The sequence below is a fragment of the Tessaracoccus zhenghani genome, assembly GCF_054552775.1.
In genome coordinates this window covers 1,944,946-1,963,328 of record NZ_CM137275.1, presented here as the reverse complement: position 1 = coordinate 1,963,328, position 18,383 = coordinate 1,944,946, and the positions used below count along the sequence as shown (strand labels likewise).

16 protein-coding genes are annotated in these 18,383 nt (G+C 68.9%); 6 read left to right on the top strand and 10 right to left on the bottom strand.

Translation table 11 applies throughout. From position 1 onward, the window contains the following. The first annotated feature begins 103 nt into the window (after positions 1-103). The 4 genes from ACX1DX_RS09340 (at position 104) to fumC (ending at position 4,662) form a co-directional block, all read left to right on the top strand. Entirely contained in the window at positions 104-409 is a 306-nt protein-coding gene (locus ACX1DX_RS09340; protein WP_076062841.1) for a metal-sensitive transcriptional regulator, read from the top strand. 27 nt (positions 410-436) lie between these two features. Then, positions 437-646, top strand: a complete 210-nt coding sequence (locus ACX1DX_RS09335; protein WP_076062838.1) for a heavy-metal-associated domain-containing protein — start codon at positions 437-439, stop codon at positions 644-646. Positions 647-769: 123 nt separating this feature from the next. Continuing rightward, a complete protein-coding gene (locus tag ACX1DX_RS09330; protein WP_459396378.1) occupies positions 770-2,971 on the top strand; it encodes a heavy metal translocating P-type ATPase in 2,202 nt (733 codons plus the stop codon). A gap of 305 nt (positions 2,972-3,276) precedes the next feature. Continuing rightward, on the top strand, positions 3,277-4,662 hold the full coding sequence (gene fumC, locus ACX1DX_RS09325) for a class II fumarate hydratase (protein ID WP_459396377.1): 1,386 nt from the start codon (positions 3,277-3,279) through the stop codon (positions 4,660-4,662). Positions 4,663-4,681: 19 nt separating this feature from the next. On the opposite strand, the gene ACX1DX_RS09320 is transcribed toward fumC, so the two are convergent. Then, positions 4,682-5,956 carry a glycosyltransferase gene (locus ACX1DX_RS09320; RefSeq protein ID WP_459396376.1) on the bottom strand — a complete coding sequence of 425 codons (1,275 nt, stop codon included), beginning with the start codon at positions 5,954-5,956 and terminating at the stop codon, positions 4,682-4,684. A gap of 177 nt (positions 5,957-6,133) precedes the next feature. Between ACX1DX_RS09320 and ACX1DX_RS09315 the strand changes: the two genes are divergently transcribed. Continuing rightward, positions 6,134-7,219 (top strand): glycerate kinase, encoded by a 1,086-nt coding sequence (locus ACX1DX_RS09315; RefSeq protein WP_459396375.1) that lies wholly within the window; start codon positions 6,134-6,136, stop codon positions 7,217-7,219. Here the strand turns inward: ACX1DX_RS09315 and cydC are convergent. The 5 genes from cydC to ACX1DX_RS09290 all read right to left on the bottom strand — a co-directional run bounded on the left by cydC (position 7,203) and on the right by ACX1DX_RS09290 (position 13,514). Then, the gene (gene cydC, locus ACX1DX_RS09310) at positions 7,203-8,825 is read right to left on the bottom strand and encodes a thiol reductant ABC exporter subunit CydC (protein WP_459396374.1); all 1,623 of its coding nucleotides are present in this window, start codon (positions 8,823-8,825) and stop codon (positions 7,203-7,205) included. The genes ACX1DX_RS09315 and cydC overlap by 17 nt on opposite strands. After that, on the bottom strand, positions 8,822-10,372 hold the full coding sequence (gene cydD, locus ACX1DX_RS09305; protein ID WP_459398202.1) for a thiol reductant ABC exporter subunit CydD: 1,551 nt from the start codon (positions 10,370-10,372) through the stop codon (positions 8,822-8,824). The genes cydC and cydD overlap by 4 nt, the downstream gene beginning before the upstream one ends. Positions 10,373-10,483: 111 nt before the next feature. Then, entirely contained in the window at positions 10,484-10,810 is a 327-nt protein-coding gene (locus tag ACX1DX_RS09300; RefSeq protein WP_459396373.1) for a rhodanese-like domain-containing protein, read from the bottom strand. Positions 10,811-10,920: 110 nt separating this feature from the next. Beyond that, positions 10,921-12,021 carry a cytochrome d ubiquinol oxidase subunit II gene (cydB, locus tag ACX1DX_RS09295; protein ID WP_459396372.1) on the bottom strand — a complete coding sequence of 367 codons (1,101 nt, stop codon included), beginning with the start codon at positions 12,019-12,021 and terminating at the stop codon, positions 10,921-10,923. Between the two features lie 11 nt (positions 12,022-12,032). Further along, on the bottom strand, positions 12,033-13,514 hold the full coding sequence (locus ACX1DX_RS09290) for a cytochrome ubiquinol oxidase subunit I (RefSeq protein ID WP_076062817.1): 1,482 nt from the start codon (positions 13,512-13,514) through the stop codon (positions 12,033-12,035). A gap of 78 nt (positions 13,515-13,592) precedes the next feature. Between ACX1DX_RS09290 and ACX1DX_RS09285 the strand changes: the two genes are divergently transcribed. Further along, positions 13,593-13,949: a BlaI/MecI/CopY family transcriptional regulator gene (locus ACX1DX_RS09285; RefSeq protein ID WP_076062813.1), complete on the top strand. Its 357-nt coding sequence runs from the start codon at positions 13,593-13,595 to the stop codon at positions 13,947-13,949. A gap of 3 nt (positions 13,950-13,952) precedes the next feature. Here ACX1DX_RS09285 and ACX1DX_RS09280 read toward each other — a convergent pair whose 3' ends face one another. From ACX1DX_RS09280 to ACX1DX_RS09265, 4 genes are all read right to left on the bottom strand, one after another. Then, a complete protein-coding gene (locus tag ACX1DX_RS09280; protein WP_076062810.1) occupies positions 13,953-15,053 on the bottom strand; it encodes a PPK2 family polyphosphate kinase in 1,101 nt (366 codons plus the stop codon). Between the two features lie 139 nt (positions 15,054-15,192). After that, on the bottom strand, positions 15,193-16,035 hold the full coding sequence (locus tag ACX1DX_RS09275; protein WP_459396371.1) for a VOC family protein: 843 nt from the start codon (positions 16,033-16,035) through the stop codon (positions 15,193-15,195). 307 nt (positions 16,036-16,342) lie between these two features. Then, a complete protein-coding gene (locus ACX1DX_RS09270) occupies positions 16,343-16,801 on the bottom strand; it encodes a GvpU-like protein (protein ID WP_459396370.1) in 459 nt (152 codons plus the stop codon). A gap of 117 nt (positions 16,802-16,918) precedes the next feature. Beyond that, positions 16,919-18,379 (bottom strand): HNH endonuclease signature motif containing protein, encoded by a 1,461-nt coding sequence (locus tag ACX1DX_RS09265; RefSeq protein WP_459396369.1) that lies wholly within the window; start codon positions 18,377-18,379, stop codon positions 16,919-16,921. Positions 18,380-18,383 lie beyond the last annotated feature (4 nt).

Sequence of the window (18,383 nt, the reverse complement as noted above, 5' to 3'; positions counted from 1 at the left end):
CGGTAGGCCACCCCGGGGGCCGGCCGGGAAACCTCGATGGGATGATGGGATGAGATTGAAATCCTTACCCCCCCGGGGTATGCTCGATCGAGAGGGAGGTGCCATGACGACGGAAACTGAAACCTGTCACACTCACGGTTACACGCCGGAGAAGGCAGCCTATTTGCGGCGCCTGCGCCTGATCGAAGGCCAGGTCCGCGGTCTCGCCCGCATGGTTGAAGAGGACCAGTACTGCATCGACGTTCTCACCCAGGTCACGGCCGTGACCTCGGCGCTGAAGGCGGTGTCGCTCGGGCTGCTCGAGGACCACCTCTCGCACTGTGTCGCCGACGCTGCCCGCAAGGGCGGCCCGGAGGGCAAAGAGAAGATTGACGAGGCGATGCAGGCGATCAAGCGCCTGACCCGATAGCCCGTCACCCAAGGAAGGACCATCTCTGTGATCACCAACTACACCGTTTCGGGCATGACCTGCGGCAACTGCGTCCACCACGTCACCGAAGAGGTCTCCGACGTCGAAGGCGTCAACAACGTCTCCGTCGCGCTCGAGGGCGGCACCATGTCGGTCGAGTCCGACGAGCGCATCCCGTTCGACGCCATCATCGAGGCGGTCCGCGAAGCCGGCGGCTACACCGTCGTCGAGGCCTGAGCGCCTGACCACCTGACCCCATCCGGGCAACTTCCCCGGGCGTAGCCGCCCGGGGGTTGTTCGGCCTGCCCTGCGCCAGCCGCGGGGACCGTAGTAGCCAACGCGCATCAGGCAAGAGGAAGCATGTCCACCACCAGGACCCAACCCATCACCAACAAGATCCAACTCGACATCCAGGGCATGACCTGTGCCTCCTGCGCCGCGCGGATCGAGAAGAAGCTCAACAAGGTGGACGGGGTGACCGCCTCGGTGAACTACTCCACCGAGAAGGCGACGGTCGAAGCCCCGCCCAACTTCACGGCTGACGACCTCATCGCCGTCGTCGAGAAGACCGGCTACGGGGCCACGCTGCCCGTCCCTGTGAGCGAGAAGAACGACGAGGCCGCCGCGCTCAAGCCGCGCGTGCTCTGGTCGTTCATCCTCAGCACCCCCGTCGTGCTGGTCTCGATGATCCCCGCGTTGCAATTCCCCGGTTGGCAGTGGGCGGCGCTGGTCCTGTCCGCCGTCGTGGTGCTATGGCTGGGCCGGTCGTTCCACAAGGCGACCTTCACCAACCTGCGCCACGGCGCCACCACCATGGACACGCTCGTGACCATGGGCACCGGCACCGCGTTCGCCTGGTCCCTCTACGCCATGCTGTTCGGCCACGCCGGCGAGATCGGCATGAAGCACCACTTCGAGTTCAACCTCGCGCAACAGGATGCGATGGGCTTCATCTACTTCGAGGCCGCCGTCGTCATCATCTCCTTCCTGCTGTTGGGCCGATACATCGAGGCCCGCGCGAAGACCGAATCGGGCGCCGCGATGCGTGCGCTGCTCGAGGTCGGCGCCAAGCAGGCCACCGTCCTGCGTGACGGCGAGGAGCAGCTCGTCGACGTGAAGTCGCTCGCTGTCGGTGACCTCGTCGTCGTCCGCCCCGGTGAGAAGGTCGCCACCGACGGTGAGGTCGTCGAGGGGCGCTCCGCCGTCGACGCGTCGATCATCACCGGCGAATCGCTGCCGGTAGAGGTGGAGCCGGGCACGACGGTGGTCGGCGGGTCTGTGAACACCACCGGCCGCCTGGTGGTGCGCACCACTGCGGTGGGCGCCAACTCGCAGCTGGCCCGCATCGCGAAGATGGTGGAGGAGGCCCAGGAGGGCAAGGCCGACGTCCAGCGCCTCGCGGACAAGGTGTCCAGCATCTTCGTGCCCGTCGTCCTGGGTATCGCCGCCGTGACGCTGGTGGGCCACCTGGTCGCCGCGCACGGCTGGACGGTGGCGCTCTCCGCCGCCATCTCCGTGCTGATCATCGCCTGTCCGTGTGCGCTCGGTCTGGCCACCCCGTCGGCTCTTATGGTGGGCACCGGCAGGGGCGCCCAGTTGGGCACCGTGATCCGGGGCCCGCAGGTGTTGGAGCGTGCCCGCCGCGTGCAGACCATCGTGTTCGACAAGACCGGCACGCTGACCACGGGCCACATGTCCGTCGTGGACGTGGAGCCCGTGGATGGCGTGGACCGCGAGGAGCTGCTCGGGCTGGCGGCCGCCGTCGAGGCCGCCTCCGAGCACCCCATCGCCGCCGCTCTCGTCGCGGCGGTGGACCGGCCCCTGCCCGTCGAGGACTTCCAGAACGTGCCCGGCCGCGGTGTCCGCGGCATCGTGGGCGGCCGCACCGTCTACGCCGGTTCGCCCGCGTTCATGGCCGATCTGGGCCATGGCCGTGCGGAGTGGAGCCGCGACGTGATCGGTTCCGTCGTCGAGGTCGCCGATGAGCAGCGGATCCTCGGCCGCGTGGTGGTGGCCGACACCATCAAGGAGTCGGCAGGGGTCGCCGTCGAGCAGTTGAAGAAGCTGGGCCTCACCCCCGTGCTGTTGAGCGGCGACAACGAGGCCACGGCGCGCGCCGTGGCGGAGTCGCTCGGCATCCACGACGTCCGTGCAGGGGTCACCCCCGAGGGCAAGGTGGCCGCCATCAAGGAACTGCAGGCCAAGGGCCAGCAGGTGGCCATGGTGGGCGACGGCGTCAACGACGCGGCCGCCATCGCGCAGGCAGACCTGGGCATCGCCATGGGCACCGGCACCGACGCGGCCATCGCCGCCGGCGACATCACGCTCATGCGCCACGACCTCAGCGCCGCCGTCGACGCGGTGCGCCTGTCGCGCGCCACGCTGCGCACGATCAAGGGCAACCTGCTGTGGGCCTTCGGCTACAACACGGCGGCCATCCCGCTGGCCGCCTTCGGGATGCTGACACCCATGATCGCGGGTGCCGCGATGGCGTTCTCGAGTGTCTTCGTGGTCTTGAACAGTCTCAGGTTGCGGGGTTTCCGCTCGCTCCGGAAGGGCTGATACAGGCCGCTGGCTAGGCGAACTGCCCCTGAGAAGGGCTTTCAGGAAAAACTCAGGGAAACATCAGACCAATTGCCTCGTCCGGCTTTGCAATGGCGAGAAATCCCGCTAGAGTAATCCCATCTTCCCGAGCATTCGGGAGCCCGAAAGCCGCCCGACCCGCTGCCGCCCCCCAAGGGCAGCGGGTCGGGCCTTTTCATGCCCTGGGGCACTCGGCGGTCAGAGCACCGACGGGGGAGCACTCCCCCGATCTCACTGCGCGGTATCGCACCGCTCTGTCGTCGCGGCGGGGTAGCGTCGGGGCCATGGCACGCATTGAATCCGACTCAATGGGCAACATCGACGTTGCCGCAGACCGCTACTGGGGCGCGCAGACCGAACGCAGCCTCCACAACTTCGACATCGGCCGCAACGCCTTCGTCTGGGGCCGCCCGATGGTGCGGGCCCTCGGGGTCCTGAAGAAGGCCGCCGCCCAGGCCAACGGCGAACTGGGCGAACTGCCGTCCGATGTGGCCGAGCTCATCGCCCGCGCCGCCGACGAGGTGATCGCCGGCAAGCTGGACGACCACTTCCCGCTGGTGGTGTTCCAGACCGGTTCCGGCACCCAGTCCAACATGAACTCCAACGAGGTCATCTCCAACCGCGCCATCGAACTGGCCGGCGGCGAGATGGGCTCCAAGCAGCCCGTCCACCCCAACGACCACGTCAACCGCGGCCAGTCGTCCAACGACACCTTCCCCACGGCCATGCACATCGCGGTGGTCAGCGAGCTCAACTCGCTGCTGTACCCGGCCTTAGAGAAGCTGCGTGAGGTGCTGGACACCAAGGCCAGGCAGTACGACGACGTGGTGATGGTGGGACGAACCCACCTGCAGGACGCCACGCCGGTGCGGCTGGGACAGGTGTTCGGCGGCTGGGTCGCCCAGCTCGACTTCGCCGCCGAGGGCATCAGGTTCGCAGATTCGCGGGCGCGTGACCTGGCGATCGGCGGCACCGCCGTCGGCACCGGACTCAACGCCCACCCGGAGTTCGGCGCGCTGACCGCGAAGAAGATCTCCGAGGAGACCGGCCTGGAGTTCCGCCAGGCGGAGAACCTGTTCGCCGCGCTGTCGGCGCACGACTCCCTGGTCGAGGTCAGCGGCGCGCTGCGCGTGCTGGCCGGCGCGCTGATGAAGCTGGCCAACGACGTGCGCTGGTACGCCTCGGGCCCGCGCAACGGCATCGGCGAGCTGCTGATCCCCGAGAACGAGCCCGGCTCGTCGATCATGCCCGGCAAGGTGAACCCGACGCAGTCGGAGGCCCTCACTATGGTGGTAGCGCGGGTGTTCGGCAACGACGCCACCGTCGGCTTCGCGGGAAGCCAGGGCAACTTCCAGCTCAACGTGTTCAAGCCCGTGATGGCCCACGCCGTGCTGGAGTCGATCCGCCTGCTGGCGGACGGCATGCGCTCGTTCACGGACCACTGCGCCGTCGGCATCGAGCCGAACCTGGAGCGGATCAACGCGAACCTGTCGTCCAACCTGATGCTGGTCACCGCGCTGAACCGGCACATCGGCTACGACATGGCCGCCAAGATCGCCAAGCAGGCGCACAAGGAGGGCACGTCGCTGCGTGAGTCGGCGATCGCCAACGGTGTCGCCGGCGAGGACTTCGACGCCTGGGTGATCCCGGCCGACATGACCGGTAAGTAGGCCGCGCCGGGCGCTGGTCTCAGCGCCCGGAGGCGGCGACCTCGGCGTAGATCGACAGCATCTCCGCGGCCTGCGAAGCGATGCTCCACTGCGAGCCGAGTTCGACGGAGCGCTCGCGCGCCCTGGCCCGCCAGGTGTCATCCGGCAGCTTCTCCAGCACCCGGATGATGCCGGCGGCCAGGGACGCGGGCGTCGGGCGGGTGATCTCGCCATTGACGCCGGGTTCGATCACGAGTTGCAGTTCGTGGTCCACTGAGACGATGGGCAGGCCCGCCAGCGCGGCCTCGTGCAGGACGAGGGCCTGGGTGTCGGTGAGGCTGGGGAATGCGAACACGTCCGCCATGCCGTAGAACGCGCCGAGGTCGTCGCGCTTCTGCTCGCCGGGCAGGATGATGCGGCCCGCGTCGCGGCCTTCGGCGAGGATCCGCTTGATGCCCGAATACCGTTGCCAGTCTCCGACGATGCACAGCCGCGCGTCGGGGTACTGGGCGTGCACCAACGTGAAGGCCTCGGCCAGCAGCGGGATGCCCTTCTCCGGTGCGATGCGGCCGGCGTACAGCACCATCGGCCCGTCGGGATGAGTGATCGGCGGGGGGCCGGGCGGGAGCGGGTCCACACCGTTGGGCACCACCCGCACGTTGATGTTCTCCGTGAGGTGCCGGCAGCGCAGCGCGGTCTTCGGCGACGGGGTGGTCACCAGGGTGGCCGTCTCCAGCATCTTCTGGCACAGGGCGAGCAGCGACGCCGTCGAGCGGCCGCGGTCCTCGTAGCGCACCTCCGCGGCGCGGATGTCGCGCTGGCTGACGAAGTCGCCCCGGGTGATCGTCGCCCACGCCCGCAGCACTCCGGTGAGCAGGGGCAACACGGTCGAATAGTGGTCTGCGTACGCGTCGAAATCGGTGTGCCACGTCAGCAGCATGGGGATGCCGAGCCGCTGCGCGGCCCAGGTGCCGAGCACACCGATGGTGCCGAAGCCGTGCACGTGCAGGACGTCGGGCTTCAGCTTCGCGATCTCGTCGATGGTGCGCTCGAAGTGCCGACCGTTGGCCACGCGCGTGGGCATCTTCGGTACGCGCACCGAGGGGAGCCGGATCTCGCTGCGGCCGGGGCGGCCGTGGTGCGGGTTGGGCCCTTTCGCGGCGGGGGCGACGACGATCACCTCGTGCCCGGCGTCGAGCAGGTTGCCCTCCAACTGCTGCACGGCGAACATCAGGCCGTTGGCACCCGGGCCGTAGTTATCGATGAACTGGGCCACCCTGAGGCGGCGTCCATCGGTGGAAACGGGGGCGGTCACCCGGCCACTCTAGCGGCTGATCGCGGGCGCCTGTCGGCGGGCGCGGCAGCGGGTCGAACCGTGGGCAGCCGGGCGCCATCCCAGGGGTTTCCACGCCGTTCGACCGGCGTGTCGGAGGGCGACTTCCGCGAAGTGCTCGCGTTGTAGACCCCCTCCGGGTTACCGTCGTCCATGCGCGTGGTGATCGCACCCGACTCGTTCAAGTCGACCATGACCGCCGTCCAGGCCGCCCGCGCGATCGCGGACGGGTGGGTCGACGTGCGCCCGGCGGACCGGCTGACCATCCGCCCCATGGCCGACGGCGGGGAGGGCACCCTCGACGCGTTCGCCACCCTCGCGGGTGCCGAACGGTTGCCGCTCGACACCGTCGACGCGCTCGGAAACCTCCGGCACGCGTCGTGGGTGCGGCTCCCGGACGGCACGGGTGTGGTGGAGCTGGCCCATTGCTGCGGGCTCACCACGATCGGGCATCTGGCGCCGCGCGAGGCGCACACCCGCGGCCTCGGCCTGGCCATCCGCGCCGCGCTGGACGCCGGCGCCACCCGGCTCCTCCTTGCGCTCGGGGGCAGCGCCTCCACCGACGGGGGCCTGGGCCTGCTCGTCGCGCTCGGCCTGAGCGTGGCACGCGCACCCCAGCCGACCGCTCTCACGGAGCAGCTGGGCAACGCCGCACTGCCGGGGATCACGGCCGTGGAGTGGGCGGGCGTCGTGCCGCCGCCCGAAGGCGGTGCGCTGGTGCTGTCCGACGTGACCAACCCGCTGCTCGGCCCCGACGGTGCGGCCGCAGTGTTCGGGCCGCAGAAGGGCGGCGCCTCCCTGGTGGAGGAGATGGACGCCAACCTCGCGCACTGGGCCGCGTTGGTGGGGGGCGACCCCCACGCACCCGGCGCCGGCGCAGCGGGCGGTGCAGGCTTCGCGCTGCAGCGCTGGGGCGCCACCACCACCTCCGGCGCACGGGTGGTGGCCGACGCGATCGGGCTGCGCGAAGCCATGGAGGACGCTGATCTCGTGGTGACGGGGGAGGGCTCGTTCGACGCCCAGAGCTTCAGCGGCAAGGCCGTCGACGTGGTGCGGCAGATTGCTGCCGAGGTGGCGGAGGCGCGGGGAAGGGACCTGCCTGTCGCCCTGGTGGCCGGCCGCCGGGAGGTGGACTTCCACGGCCTCGCCGTCGCGCTCTGGGACCTTGCCGGTGAGCGCGCCCTGGCGGACCCCATCGCAGTGGCGAGGGAAGCGGGACGCCAGGTGGCTATGAGCTTCCGCTGACCACGGGGGAGGCCGACTCGCTGGCGGGGTTCATCCGCACCACCCTGCTGCACAGAGCCACCACGTCCGGGTCGTGCGTGATGACCAGGACGGGCTCGTCCGCGAAGGCGGCCCACACGTCGCGCATCAGCGCGTCGGCGGTCTCGCGGTCCAGGTGCTCGGTGGGCTCGTCGAGGATGATGAGGTCCCGCGTGCCCACCAGGAGCCGCGCCAGCGCGAGGCGACGACGCTCGCCACCGCTGATCGTCGTGCCTGATTCGCCCAGCCGTCGCTGCGGGTCCATCGGCAGCCCGGCCTTCGCCAGCGCGTCGAGGATGGCCCCATCGGTGGCGTCCTTGTCGCCGATGCGCACATTCTCCGCGACCGTGGTGGCGAAGATGTGGGCGTCCTGCTCCAGGTAGCCGACGCGACCGCCCCTCGACACACGGCCGGCCAGCGGGGGGATGAGCCCCATGGCGGTGGCGGCGAGGGTCGTCTTGCCGACGCCGGACTGTCCCACCAGCGCCACCCGCTCACCCGGGGCCACCGACAGGGAGACGTGCTCCTGGACCACCACGGAGTCGCCGTCGGGCAGCGGCCAGCCGATGGTCGCGTCCTCCAGCAGGAGGCCCGGGGCTCCTTCGCCGGGCACGACGTCTCCGGTGCCGACAGGCTCGGCCTCCAGCACCTCGGAGAGGCGGCCGAGCGCGGAGCGCGCCCGGGTGTAGGTCTGCGCCGCCTGCGCGAAGGTGCCGAGCACCTCGTGCAGCGCCAGCGGGGTGAGGACGAGCAAGGCCAGCAGGCGCGGGTCCAGGTCTCCGGCCGTCAGGGCTCCGGTGCCGAACCACAGCGCTGCTCCGACGGCCAGCCCCGAGGCCACGAGCTGGCCACCCGTCGCGATGCCGCGGATCCAGGCGCCGCGGGCCTCCTGCCGGCGCAGTTCATCGTCGATCCCCAGCAGCCTGTCGAGCGCAGCGTCCTCGGCTCCGTAGGCCACCAGATCCGTGGCGGTCCGCGCCAGTTCGCGCACGCCGTCCGCCAGGCGACCCCGGGTGGGCACCGCCGCCAGGTCGACGGCGAGGCTGGCCCGCTGGGTCCACCACGGCAGCACCACCCCGGCCAGCAGCGCGGTCGCCAGCAGCGCGAGGGCGGTGGGCCAGTTGAACACGCTGAACATCACCGTGGTGGCCACGACGACCAGCGCGGCCGAGACGAACGGGATCACCACGCGCACCACGAGGTCCTGGATGGCGGTGACGTCGGCCACGACGCGGGTGAGCAGGTCGCCGCGACGCCTGCCGATCAGGGTGGTGGCGGCCAGTTTCTCGTAGACGCGCACCCGCAGCGCCGTCTGCATGCGCAGCGCCAGGTCGTGGCCGACGGTGCGCTCCAGGTAGCGGAAGACGCCCCGCGAGATGGCGAACGCGCGCACGCCCACGGCGGCGGCCTGCAGGTACAGCACCGGCGGCGCCATCGCGGCGAACGACAGCAGCCAGGCGGAGACGCCCAGCAGCGCGACGGAGGAACTGGAGGCGAGCATCGCCAGCAGCACCGCCAGCAGGAACCGACGGCGACCCTTGGGCGTCGCGTCCATCAACTCCCGGGCCAGGAGGATCGTCTTCCTCATGCCGGCACCACCTCCACCACGCGGTCGGCGGCGGCCAGCACGGCGGGCCGATGGCTGACGATGAGGGCCCCGGCGCCCGTCGCGCGGACGGCCCCGATGACGTGCGCCTCCGTGGCGGCGTCCAGGCCGGCCGTCGGCTCGTCGAGCACGAGCAGCCGCGCGCCGCCGAGCCTGATCCGCACCAACGCGCGGGCCAGCGCTACGCGGCGCCGCTCGCCGGCGGACAGGCCCTCGCCGTCGTCGCCCACGTGCTTGTCGAGGCCGAAATCAGCGCCCGCGTCGGCCAGCGCGCGGGCGAGCTCTGCCTTCGGGGCCGAGGGGTGGCCGAGCGCCACGTTGTCGCCGACGGTGCCGTTGACCAGCCCCGGTTCCTGCGCCACCCACGCCACCTGGGCGCGCCACGAGGCCAGGTCGATGTCCGCCAGGGAGACGCCGCCCACGGACACCGTGCCGGAATCCGGCGTGAGGAAGCCCATGGTCATGGCCAACGTCGTGGACTTCCCGCCCCCCGAGGACCCGCTCAGCGCCACCACCTCGCCGGGCTCCACCCGCAGGTCGAGCCGGTCGACGGCGGGCTCGGCCGCTCCGGGATAGGTGAACGAGACGGCGTCCAGGACGAGGGCGCCCGCCGGGGCCGGCAGCGTTCCCGCATGCGTCGGGGCCGCGTCGATCACCTCGAACGCGGCATCGGCGGCCGCGATGCCGTCGGCCGAGTCGTGGAAGTGCACGCCCACCTGCCGCACGGGCAGGAAGGCCTCCGGCGCGAGAATGAGGACGAAGAGGGCGGTGGCGAAGTCGACGTCGCCGTACACCAGCCGGAAGCCCACCGTGACCGCGACGATCGCCACCGACAGCGACGCCAGCAACTCCAGCGCGAACGCCGACAGGAACGAGATGTAGAGCACCTTCATGGTGGCGCCGCGGTACTGCTCCTCGGTGAGGTCCACGCCGCGCTTCTGGGCCCGGGCCCGCGCGAACGCCTGCAGCGTGGGGAGGCCGCTGATGAGGTCGCCGAAGTGGTTGGCCAGCCGGTCTGCCACCGAGTACGAATGCCGCGTGGCCTTCTCCGTCGTCCACCCGATCAGCGCCATGAACACCGGGATGAGCGGCAGGGTGAACGCGATGATCAGCGCGGACTGCCAATCTGCCAGCAGGATGGTGCCGCCCACGAGCAGCGGCACGGTGACGGCCAGGCCGAGTTGGGGGAGGTACTTGCTGAAGTAGCCGTCGAGCGCGTCCAGGCCCTGCGTGACGGTGCGCAGCAGGGACGCCGACGACGTGGCCCCCGCAGGGGTGGCCAGCCTGGCCGCCAGCACGTCGCGACGCAGCGTCGACTTCACGGAGGCCGCGCTGCGGTGCGCCAGCCACGAGTTGAGCCAGGACAGGAGGCCGCGGCCGAGGAACACGAGGAGCAGCAGCACCAGGGCGGTGCCCCAGCGGGATGGGAAGCCGCCGGTGTCGAACGCCAGGGTGACCCAGTCGGCGATGAGCCTGGCCTGGGCGATCAGCAGCCCAGCCGTGACCACGCCGACGACCACCGTGGCCACCAGGAACCTTCGGGTCGCCTCGGCGCGCTTCAGGAGTCTGGGATGGATGGGTCCGGCCACTCAATCATCCTTCCACACAGGGGAATGTGGGCTGGACCCGGTCAGGGCGGGTCAGCTCAGGCTGGAGTACGCCCCGCCGTCGATGACGTCGGTGAAGCCCAACTCGTCCATCGCAGTCTTGGCCTGGCCGGAGCGGTTGCCGCTCTGGCAGTACACGACGTAGGTGGCGTCCCGGGGCAGCTCCGCCAATTGGTCGGCGAAGTCAGGGGCGTAGAAGTCGATGTTGCGGGCGCCGTCGACGTGCCCGGCGTCGTACTCGTCGGGGGTCCGCACGTCGAGGAAGACGGCGTCGGCGGGGAACTCGGAGGGGGCCTCGTCACCGCACGCGGCGAGGAGGGCTGTCAGGGCCAGGATCAGGGCGAGGAATAACGTGCGCACAGACTCAGAATACCCCCATGGGTATCAGGGTTGTGAAACTTGTCCTTGCGGAAACGTCCCGATCGCCCGAATGTGGGCGGATCGGGACGTTTCCGCAAGGCGGATCCGAGTCAGGCGGCCACGTGGACCTCGTCGGGGATGTTCTTCGTCGAGATCCGCTTGCTGAAGACGTAGTAGCTCCAGCTCTGGTAGGCGATCACGATGGGAACGAAGATCACCGCTGCCCAGGTCATGATGGTCAGCGTGGTGGGCGACGACGCGGCCGACAGCATCGTGAGGCGCTCGGCCACGGCGATGGTCTCGTTCTGGGCGAAGCCCAGGTTGCCGTACATCTTCAGGAAGATCCCGACGAACAGCGCCACCACGGTGATGCCGGTGGAGATGAAGCCCCAGCCGTCACGGCCCTTGGTGATCAGCAGCGTCCCCGCCACGATCGCGATGATCGCGACCGCCCCGGCCACCCAGGCGAAGATCGAGAAGTCGCCGAACTCGGAGGTGGCCGGCCAGAAGATGTTCTGCCCGATCACGAACAGCGCGACGAGCGCCGCGGCCAGCCAGCCGACCTTCGACGCGAACGCCTTGGCCCGGTCGTGGATGATGCCGCTGGTCTTCAGTGCCAGGAACATCGAACCGTGCACCAGGAACAGCACCACGAGCAGCACGCCGCCGAGCAGGGCGAACGGCCCGAAGAGGCCCCAGAAGGTGCCGTCGAACAGCGGCGCCGGCCCCACGGGGGTGTCGACGGTGGCCTGCGGCAGACCCACGACGAAGTTGGCGAAGCCCACACCGAGCACCAGCGACGGGATGAAGGAGCCGATGGTGGCGAACCAGTCGAGCATCGAGCGGTACTTCGAGTCGTGGTGCTTCGAGCGGTACTCGAACGCCACGCCACGCAGGATCAGCCCGACGAGCACGAGCAGGAGCGGCAGGTACAACGCGGAGAACGTCGTCGCGTACCAGCCGGGGAAGGCGGCGAACATCGCGCCGCCCGCGGTCAGCAGCCACACCTCGTTGCCGTCCCACAGGGGGCCGATGGTGTTGACGATGACGCGCTTCTCCTTCTCGTTCTTGCCGAACACGGGGATGAGCATGGCCACGCCGAAGTCGAAGCCTTCGAGGAAGAAGAAGCCGATCCAGAGGACGGCGACCAGGACGAACCAGACGGCCACGAGGATCGGGGTCTGAACGGTGGTTTCAAGCAGATTCAACATGTCTCAACCTGTCAGTAAGCGAAGCTCATCGGGGCGTCGGCATCCGTCTGTACCTCGACGGGGGCGACCTCTGGGAGACCGGCCTTCGCGTACTTGAGGAACAGCCACACCTCGAGGACGGCCAGGCCGCCGTAGAGGAGGGTGAACACGATCATGGAGAACAGCACCTCGCCCGCCGAGACGGAGGCGGAGACGCCTGCCTGGGTGGGCAGCACGCCGGCGACCAGCCACGGCTGGCGGCCCATCTCGGTGAAGATCCAGCCGAACGAGTTGGAGAACAGCGGCAGCAGCGGCATGGCGAACATGAGCAGCGTCCAGAGCAGGCTGTACTTCGGCAGGCGGTCCTTGCGCACGCTCCATAGGGTGAAGGCCGCGATCGCGATGCCGATGAAGCCCAGGCCGATCATGAGCCGGAAGGTCCAGTAGGACACGGCCACGTTGGGCATGGGGTCCACCTCGTAGTTGGCCTGGAGTTCGGCCGCGTACTGGGTCTGGAGCGTGGTCTTGGTCTCGTCGAAGCGCTGGAAGCCGTTGGCGGCGTACTCGTCGCGCAGGTTGTTGATGCCCTTGACCGTTTCGTGGCCCGAGAGGGTGGACAGCAGGCCGGGGATCTTGATGGCGAAGACTTCCTCCGTGCCCTCCAGGTTGCCGATCGTCACTATGGAGAACGAGGCGTTCTCCTCCGTGTAGAACAGTCCCTCGGCGGCGGCCATCTTCATGGGCTGCACCTCGGTCATGATCTTGGACTGGAGGTCGCCGGTGAAGATGACACCGACGGAGGCCACGAGCAGCACCCAGGCGCCGAACTTGGTGGCGAACCGGTAGGCCTGCGTGTCGCCGGCCTTGGCCTCGCCGTCGCGGTTGATCCTGGCCAGGTGCCAGCCGCCGATGGCGGCCAGCAGGCCGCCGGCCACCATGTAGGCAGCGAAGATGACGTGGGGGAACGTGACGAGGAACACCGGGTTGGTCAGCACCTGGAGGAAGCCGTCGACGCCGTCGAGTTCGGCGCGGCCGTTGTTGAAGATGGTGCCCACGGGGTGCTGCATCCACGAGTTCGCCGCGAGGATGAACACCGCCGACAGCATGGTGCCGAACGCGGCCATGTAGATGGCCATGAGGTGCAGCCACTTGGGGAGCTTGTCCCAGCCGAAGATCCACAGGCCCAGGAACGTGGACTCGAGGAAGAAGGCCAGCAGCGCCTCGAGCGCGAGCGGCGCCCCGAAGACGTCGCCGACGAAGCGCGAGTACTCGGACCAGTTCATGCCGAACTGGAACTCCTGCACGATGCCGGTCACGACACCCAACGCGAAGTTGATCAGGAAGAGCTTGCCGAAGAATTTGGTGAGGCGCAGGTAGGCGTCCTTGCCGGTGCGCACCCACAGTGTCTGGAGGACGGCCACGAGCATGGACATGGCGATCGTGATGGGGACGAAGAGATAGTGGTAGACGGTGGTGATCCCGAATTGCCACCGTGCGAGAATCACAGGATCCATGGCCGCACGGTACTACTTTGCGTCGTACTTCGACAACCTGTCGCTAAAACTGGGGCGAGTAGCGCCTATGCTTGGCCCATGTCATCCAGGGGTGAACTCGAGCAGCGTGTGATGGAGGTGCTCTGGGCCGCACAAGCGCCCATGAGTGTCGCCGACGTGCACGCCAAGCTCTCCGAAGAGCGGGAGCTCGCGTACACGACTGTGATGACCGTGCTCGACCGTCTGGCGAAGAAGGAACTGGTGGACCGCGAGCTGGTCGCCCGCGCATGGCAGTACACGCCGCGCAGCACGCAGGCAGAGGTCATCGCCGCAGACATGCTGCGCCAGATCGACGGCGTCGAGAGCTCCGTCCGCGTGGACGCGTTGAGGCTGCTGATGGGGTACCTGCCCGACGACGAGCGCACCGCGCTGGAACGCCCCGTCGAACTCGTCTAAGTCCTATTCCCCGACGCCGCTACCGCGTTGGTCGAGCAACTCCCTCTTGTGCGCCAGCGTCGCGTCGAGATCCGCCAGGAGCGCTGCCCGCTTCGCCTCCACGTCCGCGACGGCGGTCTCCCGCACGTCCTGCGGCTCGGCCTGGGTGCGGATCCGGGCCGCGTCCTCGGACACTTCGAGGCTGTTGTCGATCGCGTCGCGCACGGTCTCCTCGGTGTCGGCGAAATCCTCGGCCAGCGCCTCGGTGCTCATGGTCTCCGCCAGGCGGGCGCGTTCCCGCTCCGGCGTCCACCCCTCCTCGGGCTCCGGCCAGCGCAGGTTCATGTCGATGAGGGTGCGCAGCAGGATCTCGGTGACCGCCAACCGGGAGTACCACTTCCGGTCCGCCGGCAACACCATCCACGGCGCGTAGCCGGTGCTGGTGAGGCGGAAGACGTCCGCGTAGGCCTCCTGGAACTCGTCCCACTTGGCTCGGGTGTCGAGGTCGCCGGGGTTGTACTTCCACCGCTTGTCCGGCCGGTCGATGCGCTCCATCAGTCGCTTGGCCTGCTCGTCCTTCGAGACCATCATGGCGAACTTCAACACCACGGTGTCGTCGTCGACGAGCTTCTGCTCCCACTCGTTGATCTCGTCGTAGCGCTTGGACCAGACGTCCTCCTCCACGATGCCGTCCACGCGCACGACGAGCACGTCCTCGTAGTGGGAGCGGTCGAACAGCCCGATGAGGCCGGGCGGGGGCAGAGCCTTCTCGACGCGCCACAGGTAGTGGTTGGCGCGCTCCTCCTCGGTGGGGACCCCGAAGCTGGTGAGCCGGATGCCTTGGGGGTCGAACAGCCCGAAGACGTGGCGGGCGATGCCGCCCTTGCCCGCGGTGTCGAGGCCCTGCACCACGACGAGGATCTTCTTCGTGCCGCCGGAGCGACCGTGGGCGAAGAACCGTTCCTGGAGCTCGTTCAGCAGCTTCTCGTTGCCGGCGATGTACTCCTCGGCGTCGTCTTTGCTGCCCTCCCAGCCCGGGGTGGAGTTGCGGTCGAACGTGGCCAGGTCGAAATCGGGTGTGACCCGCAGCGCGTACCGGGGGTCCTGGCTCCAGAGATCGGTCATGGGGAGTCCTTTCGGGAGGATGACCCATTCTTGCGCGCTGAGGGCCGCTATGGGGGCTATCGCGGGCCCCGGGATGCCAAATCCAGATCTGGGGTCATGAGTGACACCGAATCTGGATTTGGGCGTCTCCCTGGGTTCGTCAGACGTCGGCCGTCAGGCGGATCTCGTTGCGCCACGGGTCGAGCACCGTGAGGGTGCGCCCGTCGTGCGACCCGGTGAAGCCTGCGGCCCGCAGCCGCTCGTCGGCCTTGGCGACCTCGTCGACGGTGGGCACGAGGATGTCCACGACGCCCATGCCCAGCGTGTTGGTGCGGGGGCCGGCGCCGGCGGAGTTCCACACGTTCATCGCCATGTGGTGGTGGTAGCCGCCGGCGGACACGAACAGCGCCTGGCCGCCGAGCAGGAACGTCTGGTTGAACCCCAGTGCGTCGACGTAGAACTTCTGGGCCGACGCCACGTCGCCCACCTGAAGGTGCACGTGGCCCAGCTCGCCCGCCTGGCTGGTGGGCTGGTCCGTGAGGTGGGTGCGCACGAACTTCTCGGGGTCGATGTAGAGGGTGCTCATCTGCACCTGGTCGCCGATCCAGGTCCACTCGTCGCGGGGGCGGTCGTGGTAGAGCTCGACGCCGTTGCCCTCCGGGTCTGTGAAGTAGAACGCCTGCGACACCAGGTGGTCGCCCGTGCCGGCATAGGTCTCGGGGTACTTGGTGTACATCGACACCAGGGTGCGGGCCAGGTCCGGCAGCTCGTTGTACAGCACGGCTGTATGGAACAGGCCGGCGGCGCTACGCGGCGCGGAGCGCAGGTCGCGGGATTCGGTGAGGCGGACGATGGGGGTCTGACCCAGGCCGAGCGTCACGGCGCCGGGCTCGTCCGAGAGCGGGACGAGGCCCACGCCGTCGGTGTAGAAGGCGAGCTGCTGCTTCAGGTCGCGGACGCGCAGCTCGAGGCGGCCCATGCGCGTTTCGGGTGCGAGAGTCATGCCTCCAGTATACGGTTGAAAGTTAAACTAATCAAGTCGCGGTGGGGCTTCAAACCCAGCACTGGCTATCACTGCTGCGCTCAGCGCTGACTTTGAGGCCAAGGACGGCGTCAAACCCAGCAGTCGCCCGAGACGTCCTCCGAGGCACGGGTTGCCGAGGAGGTCCTCAGCCTGATGCCGTGCCCCGTGAGCTGCCACCCCCAGGCCTGGGCCGCCGCCAGTGCTTTCGTTATCGCGGACGTTCTCGCTCCCTGGGCCAGCCCGCAGCGGCAGGTTGGGGGAGAGTGCATGGCTCCCCGGGCTCACGTCAGCCGAGGTAGGTGCCCCAGTGCCATCCGTCGACGCTGGCGAGCTTGCCGCGCCAAAGCAGGTTCCCCTCCGGAGGGAGCGGAGAGCCGGAACCGAAGTAGGCAGCGTCCATGAGGTGGATCTCGTCTCCCGGCGCGGCTCGTTCGGGGTCTTCTTCCGTTGGCGCGAAGGTCCTTTCAATGGCTGCCGCTACGAGTTCCAGTCCTCCGCCGGCGACGTTGCTCTGGCGCAGTTGCTGCGCGGCCAACGTCGCCCATTGCCTGACTCCGATGAGCGTGCCCGTGATGATCTCCCCCTGGACGCTGAGGGTGATGCTCAGCGCGCAATCGGCATCTGCACTATTGAACGTGCGCACCAGAGCGAGCAGCAGTGGGTCGGTGCGGGCTGCGGCTGTACCAGTGTGGGCGAGATCTCTGCTTGCCACATCGGCTTCGCGGGTGGTGGTTGTCTCCGTCATTGTTGTTTCCTTGTCTTGGAGGGATGCTGTTGGCGAACGTGAAGGACGGCGAGGAAGCCCGGTGTTGAAACGCACGCTGGGTACCTCACTTTCCCCACGGCGTGGGAGAGCGCCGCCTCAAACGGGTTGCCAGATTGCGGCTGTTCTCGCGACGAGGTCGTCGAGGTGGCTGAAGTCTGCAGGCCGGTCCACAGGTTCATGCCCCGTGACGACGGCCTCGGTGCCTTCCGGTTCGGCGGTGTCGGGTTCATCTGGGCAGGGTGGTGCCTTGGTGGAGGTGAGGTGTTCGCGTAGGAGGTGCCTTCGGTGTTGCCTGGGTCTCCGGGCCGGATCGACATGCCGGGGTGGGGTGAACCACGGCTTTCCGGTGTCCGGGTCGAGGTGGACCTGCCATTGTGATTCGGCTGATTGGTGTGGGTCTGGTTCGACCAGCCGGTGGTGGTGTGCACACAACAGCACTGCGTTGGTGATCGACGATTCTCCGCCTGCCCACCAGGGGACGATGTGGTGGGCTTCGCAGGCCCGTGGTGTGGCGGTGCAGCCGGGGAACGCGCAGCCTCCGTCGCGCAGTGCGAGGGCTGTGCGGATCCCGGTGGGGAACAGGCGGTGTTTGCGGCCGACGTCCAGGGGTTGGGAGTGGGTGCCGAGTACGACGGGGATCAGATCCGCATCGCAGGCCAGGTGGCGGGCGTCGGCGGCGGATAGGCCGCCCTGGCTGTGGCCGCCGAGGACGTCGACGCGGCCCAGCCCGGTGAGCAGGGTGTCGTAGTTGACGGTGATGTGGACCTGGGGCCGGTCTCCGCCGTGGGCGGGTAGCTTCCCGGTGGCGGCCGCGGTCTGCACCAGGATCATCAACGCGTCGGCGCGCCGCACTGCGGGCCCGGAGGGTTCATCCGAGTCGCGGTACGACGACGCCGGCGGCGCCACCGCGTCCAACTGCGCGGCGAGGAGTTCTACCTGGGCGGTGGGGAGCTGGCCGCTGAACCGCGAGGACCCGTGATGATCCGGGGTGATGATCAGGAACCGGCTGCGGTGGGCGGCGCGGTCTTGGGCGTCGAGCCTCTTCTTGTCTTCGGCTTCGGCGCCGTCGGGGTCGATCACCCGGAACACGTGACTGGCCAGCTCCCGCAACTCGTCCGGGCCGAGGTTGTGAACCTCCGCCAGCACCGATTCCTGGCACTTCACCAACTCCGCACGTGTTACGGCGTTGGGGAGCTTTCGGAGCCCGGAGATGATCGCTTCGGCCTGCGCCAACGAGAGCTCCCCGTCGTTCAACGCGGACGCGATGAGCGGGAAGCGTTCCCCGAGATCCATGGCGAGCTTCAGTGATGCGGTGGCCTGCGCGGTGGTGGTGCGCACCGACTGCCGCACCCGCTCCACCAATGCGTCGTCGGCTGCCAGGCGTGCGTCGTGCAGCAGCCGCAGCCGGGCACCCGCGGCCTGCGCCTGAAACTCGTCCAGCAATGCCGCGAGCTGGGCGCGACGCTGGACGTCGGCTGCCGGGTCCAGGCCCAGCGAGCCGATGTCCTGCCACAGGGCAGCCATGCCCTGCAGCAACACCTCGCGCGTCTCGTTCATACGT

Coding starts and splice junctions, on each gene's coding strand:
- ACX1DX_RS09340 (WP_076062841.1), top strand. CDS start 104: ATGACGACGGAAACTGAAACCTGTCACACTCACGGTTACACGCCGGAG.
- ACX1DX_RS09330 (WP_459396378.1), top strand. CDS start 770: ATGTCCACCACCAGGACCCAACCCATCACCAACAAGATCCAACTCGAC.
- fumC (WP_459396377.1), top strand. CDS start 3,277: ATGGCACGCATTGAATCCGACTCAATGGGCAACATCGACGTTGCCGCA.
- cydC (WP_459396374.1), bottom strand. CDS start 8,825: ATGAGGAAGACGATCCTCCTGGCCCGGGAGTTGATGGACGCGACGCCC.
- cydB (WP_459396372.1), bottom strand. CDS start 12,021: ATGTTGAATCTGCTTGAAACCACCGTTCAGACCCCGATCCTCGTGGCC.
- ACX1DX_RS09290 (WP_076062817.1), bottom strand. CDS start 13,514: ATGGATCCTGTGATTCTCGCACGGTGGCAATTCGGGATCACCACCGTC.
- ACX1DX_RS09285 (WP_076062813.1), top strand. CDS start 13,593: ATGTCATCCAGGGGTGAACTCGAGCAGCGTGTGATGGAGGTGCTCTGG.
- ACX1DX_RS09280 (WP_076062810.1), bottom strand. CDS start 15,053: ATGACCGATCTCTGGAGCCAGGACCCCCGGTACGCGCTGCGGGTCACA.
- ACX1DX_RS09275 (WP_459396371.1), bottom strand. CDS start 16,035: ATGACTCTCGCACCCGAAACGCGCATGGGCCGCCTCGAGCTGCGCGTC.
- ACX1DX_RS09270 (WP_459396370.1), bottom strand. CDS start 16,801: ATGACGGAGACAACCACCACCCGCGAAGCCGATGTGGCAAGCAGAGAT.
- ACX1DX_RS09265 (WP_459396369.1), bottom strand. CDS start 18,379: ATGAACGAGACGCGCGAGGTGTTGCTGCAGGGCATGGCTGCCCTGTGG.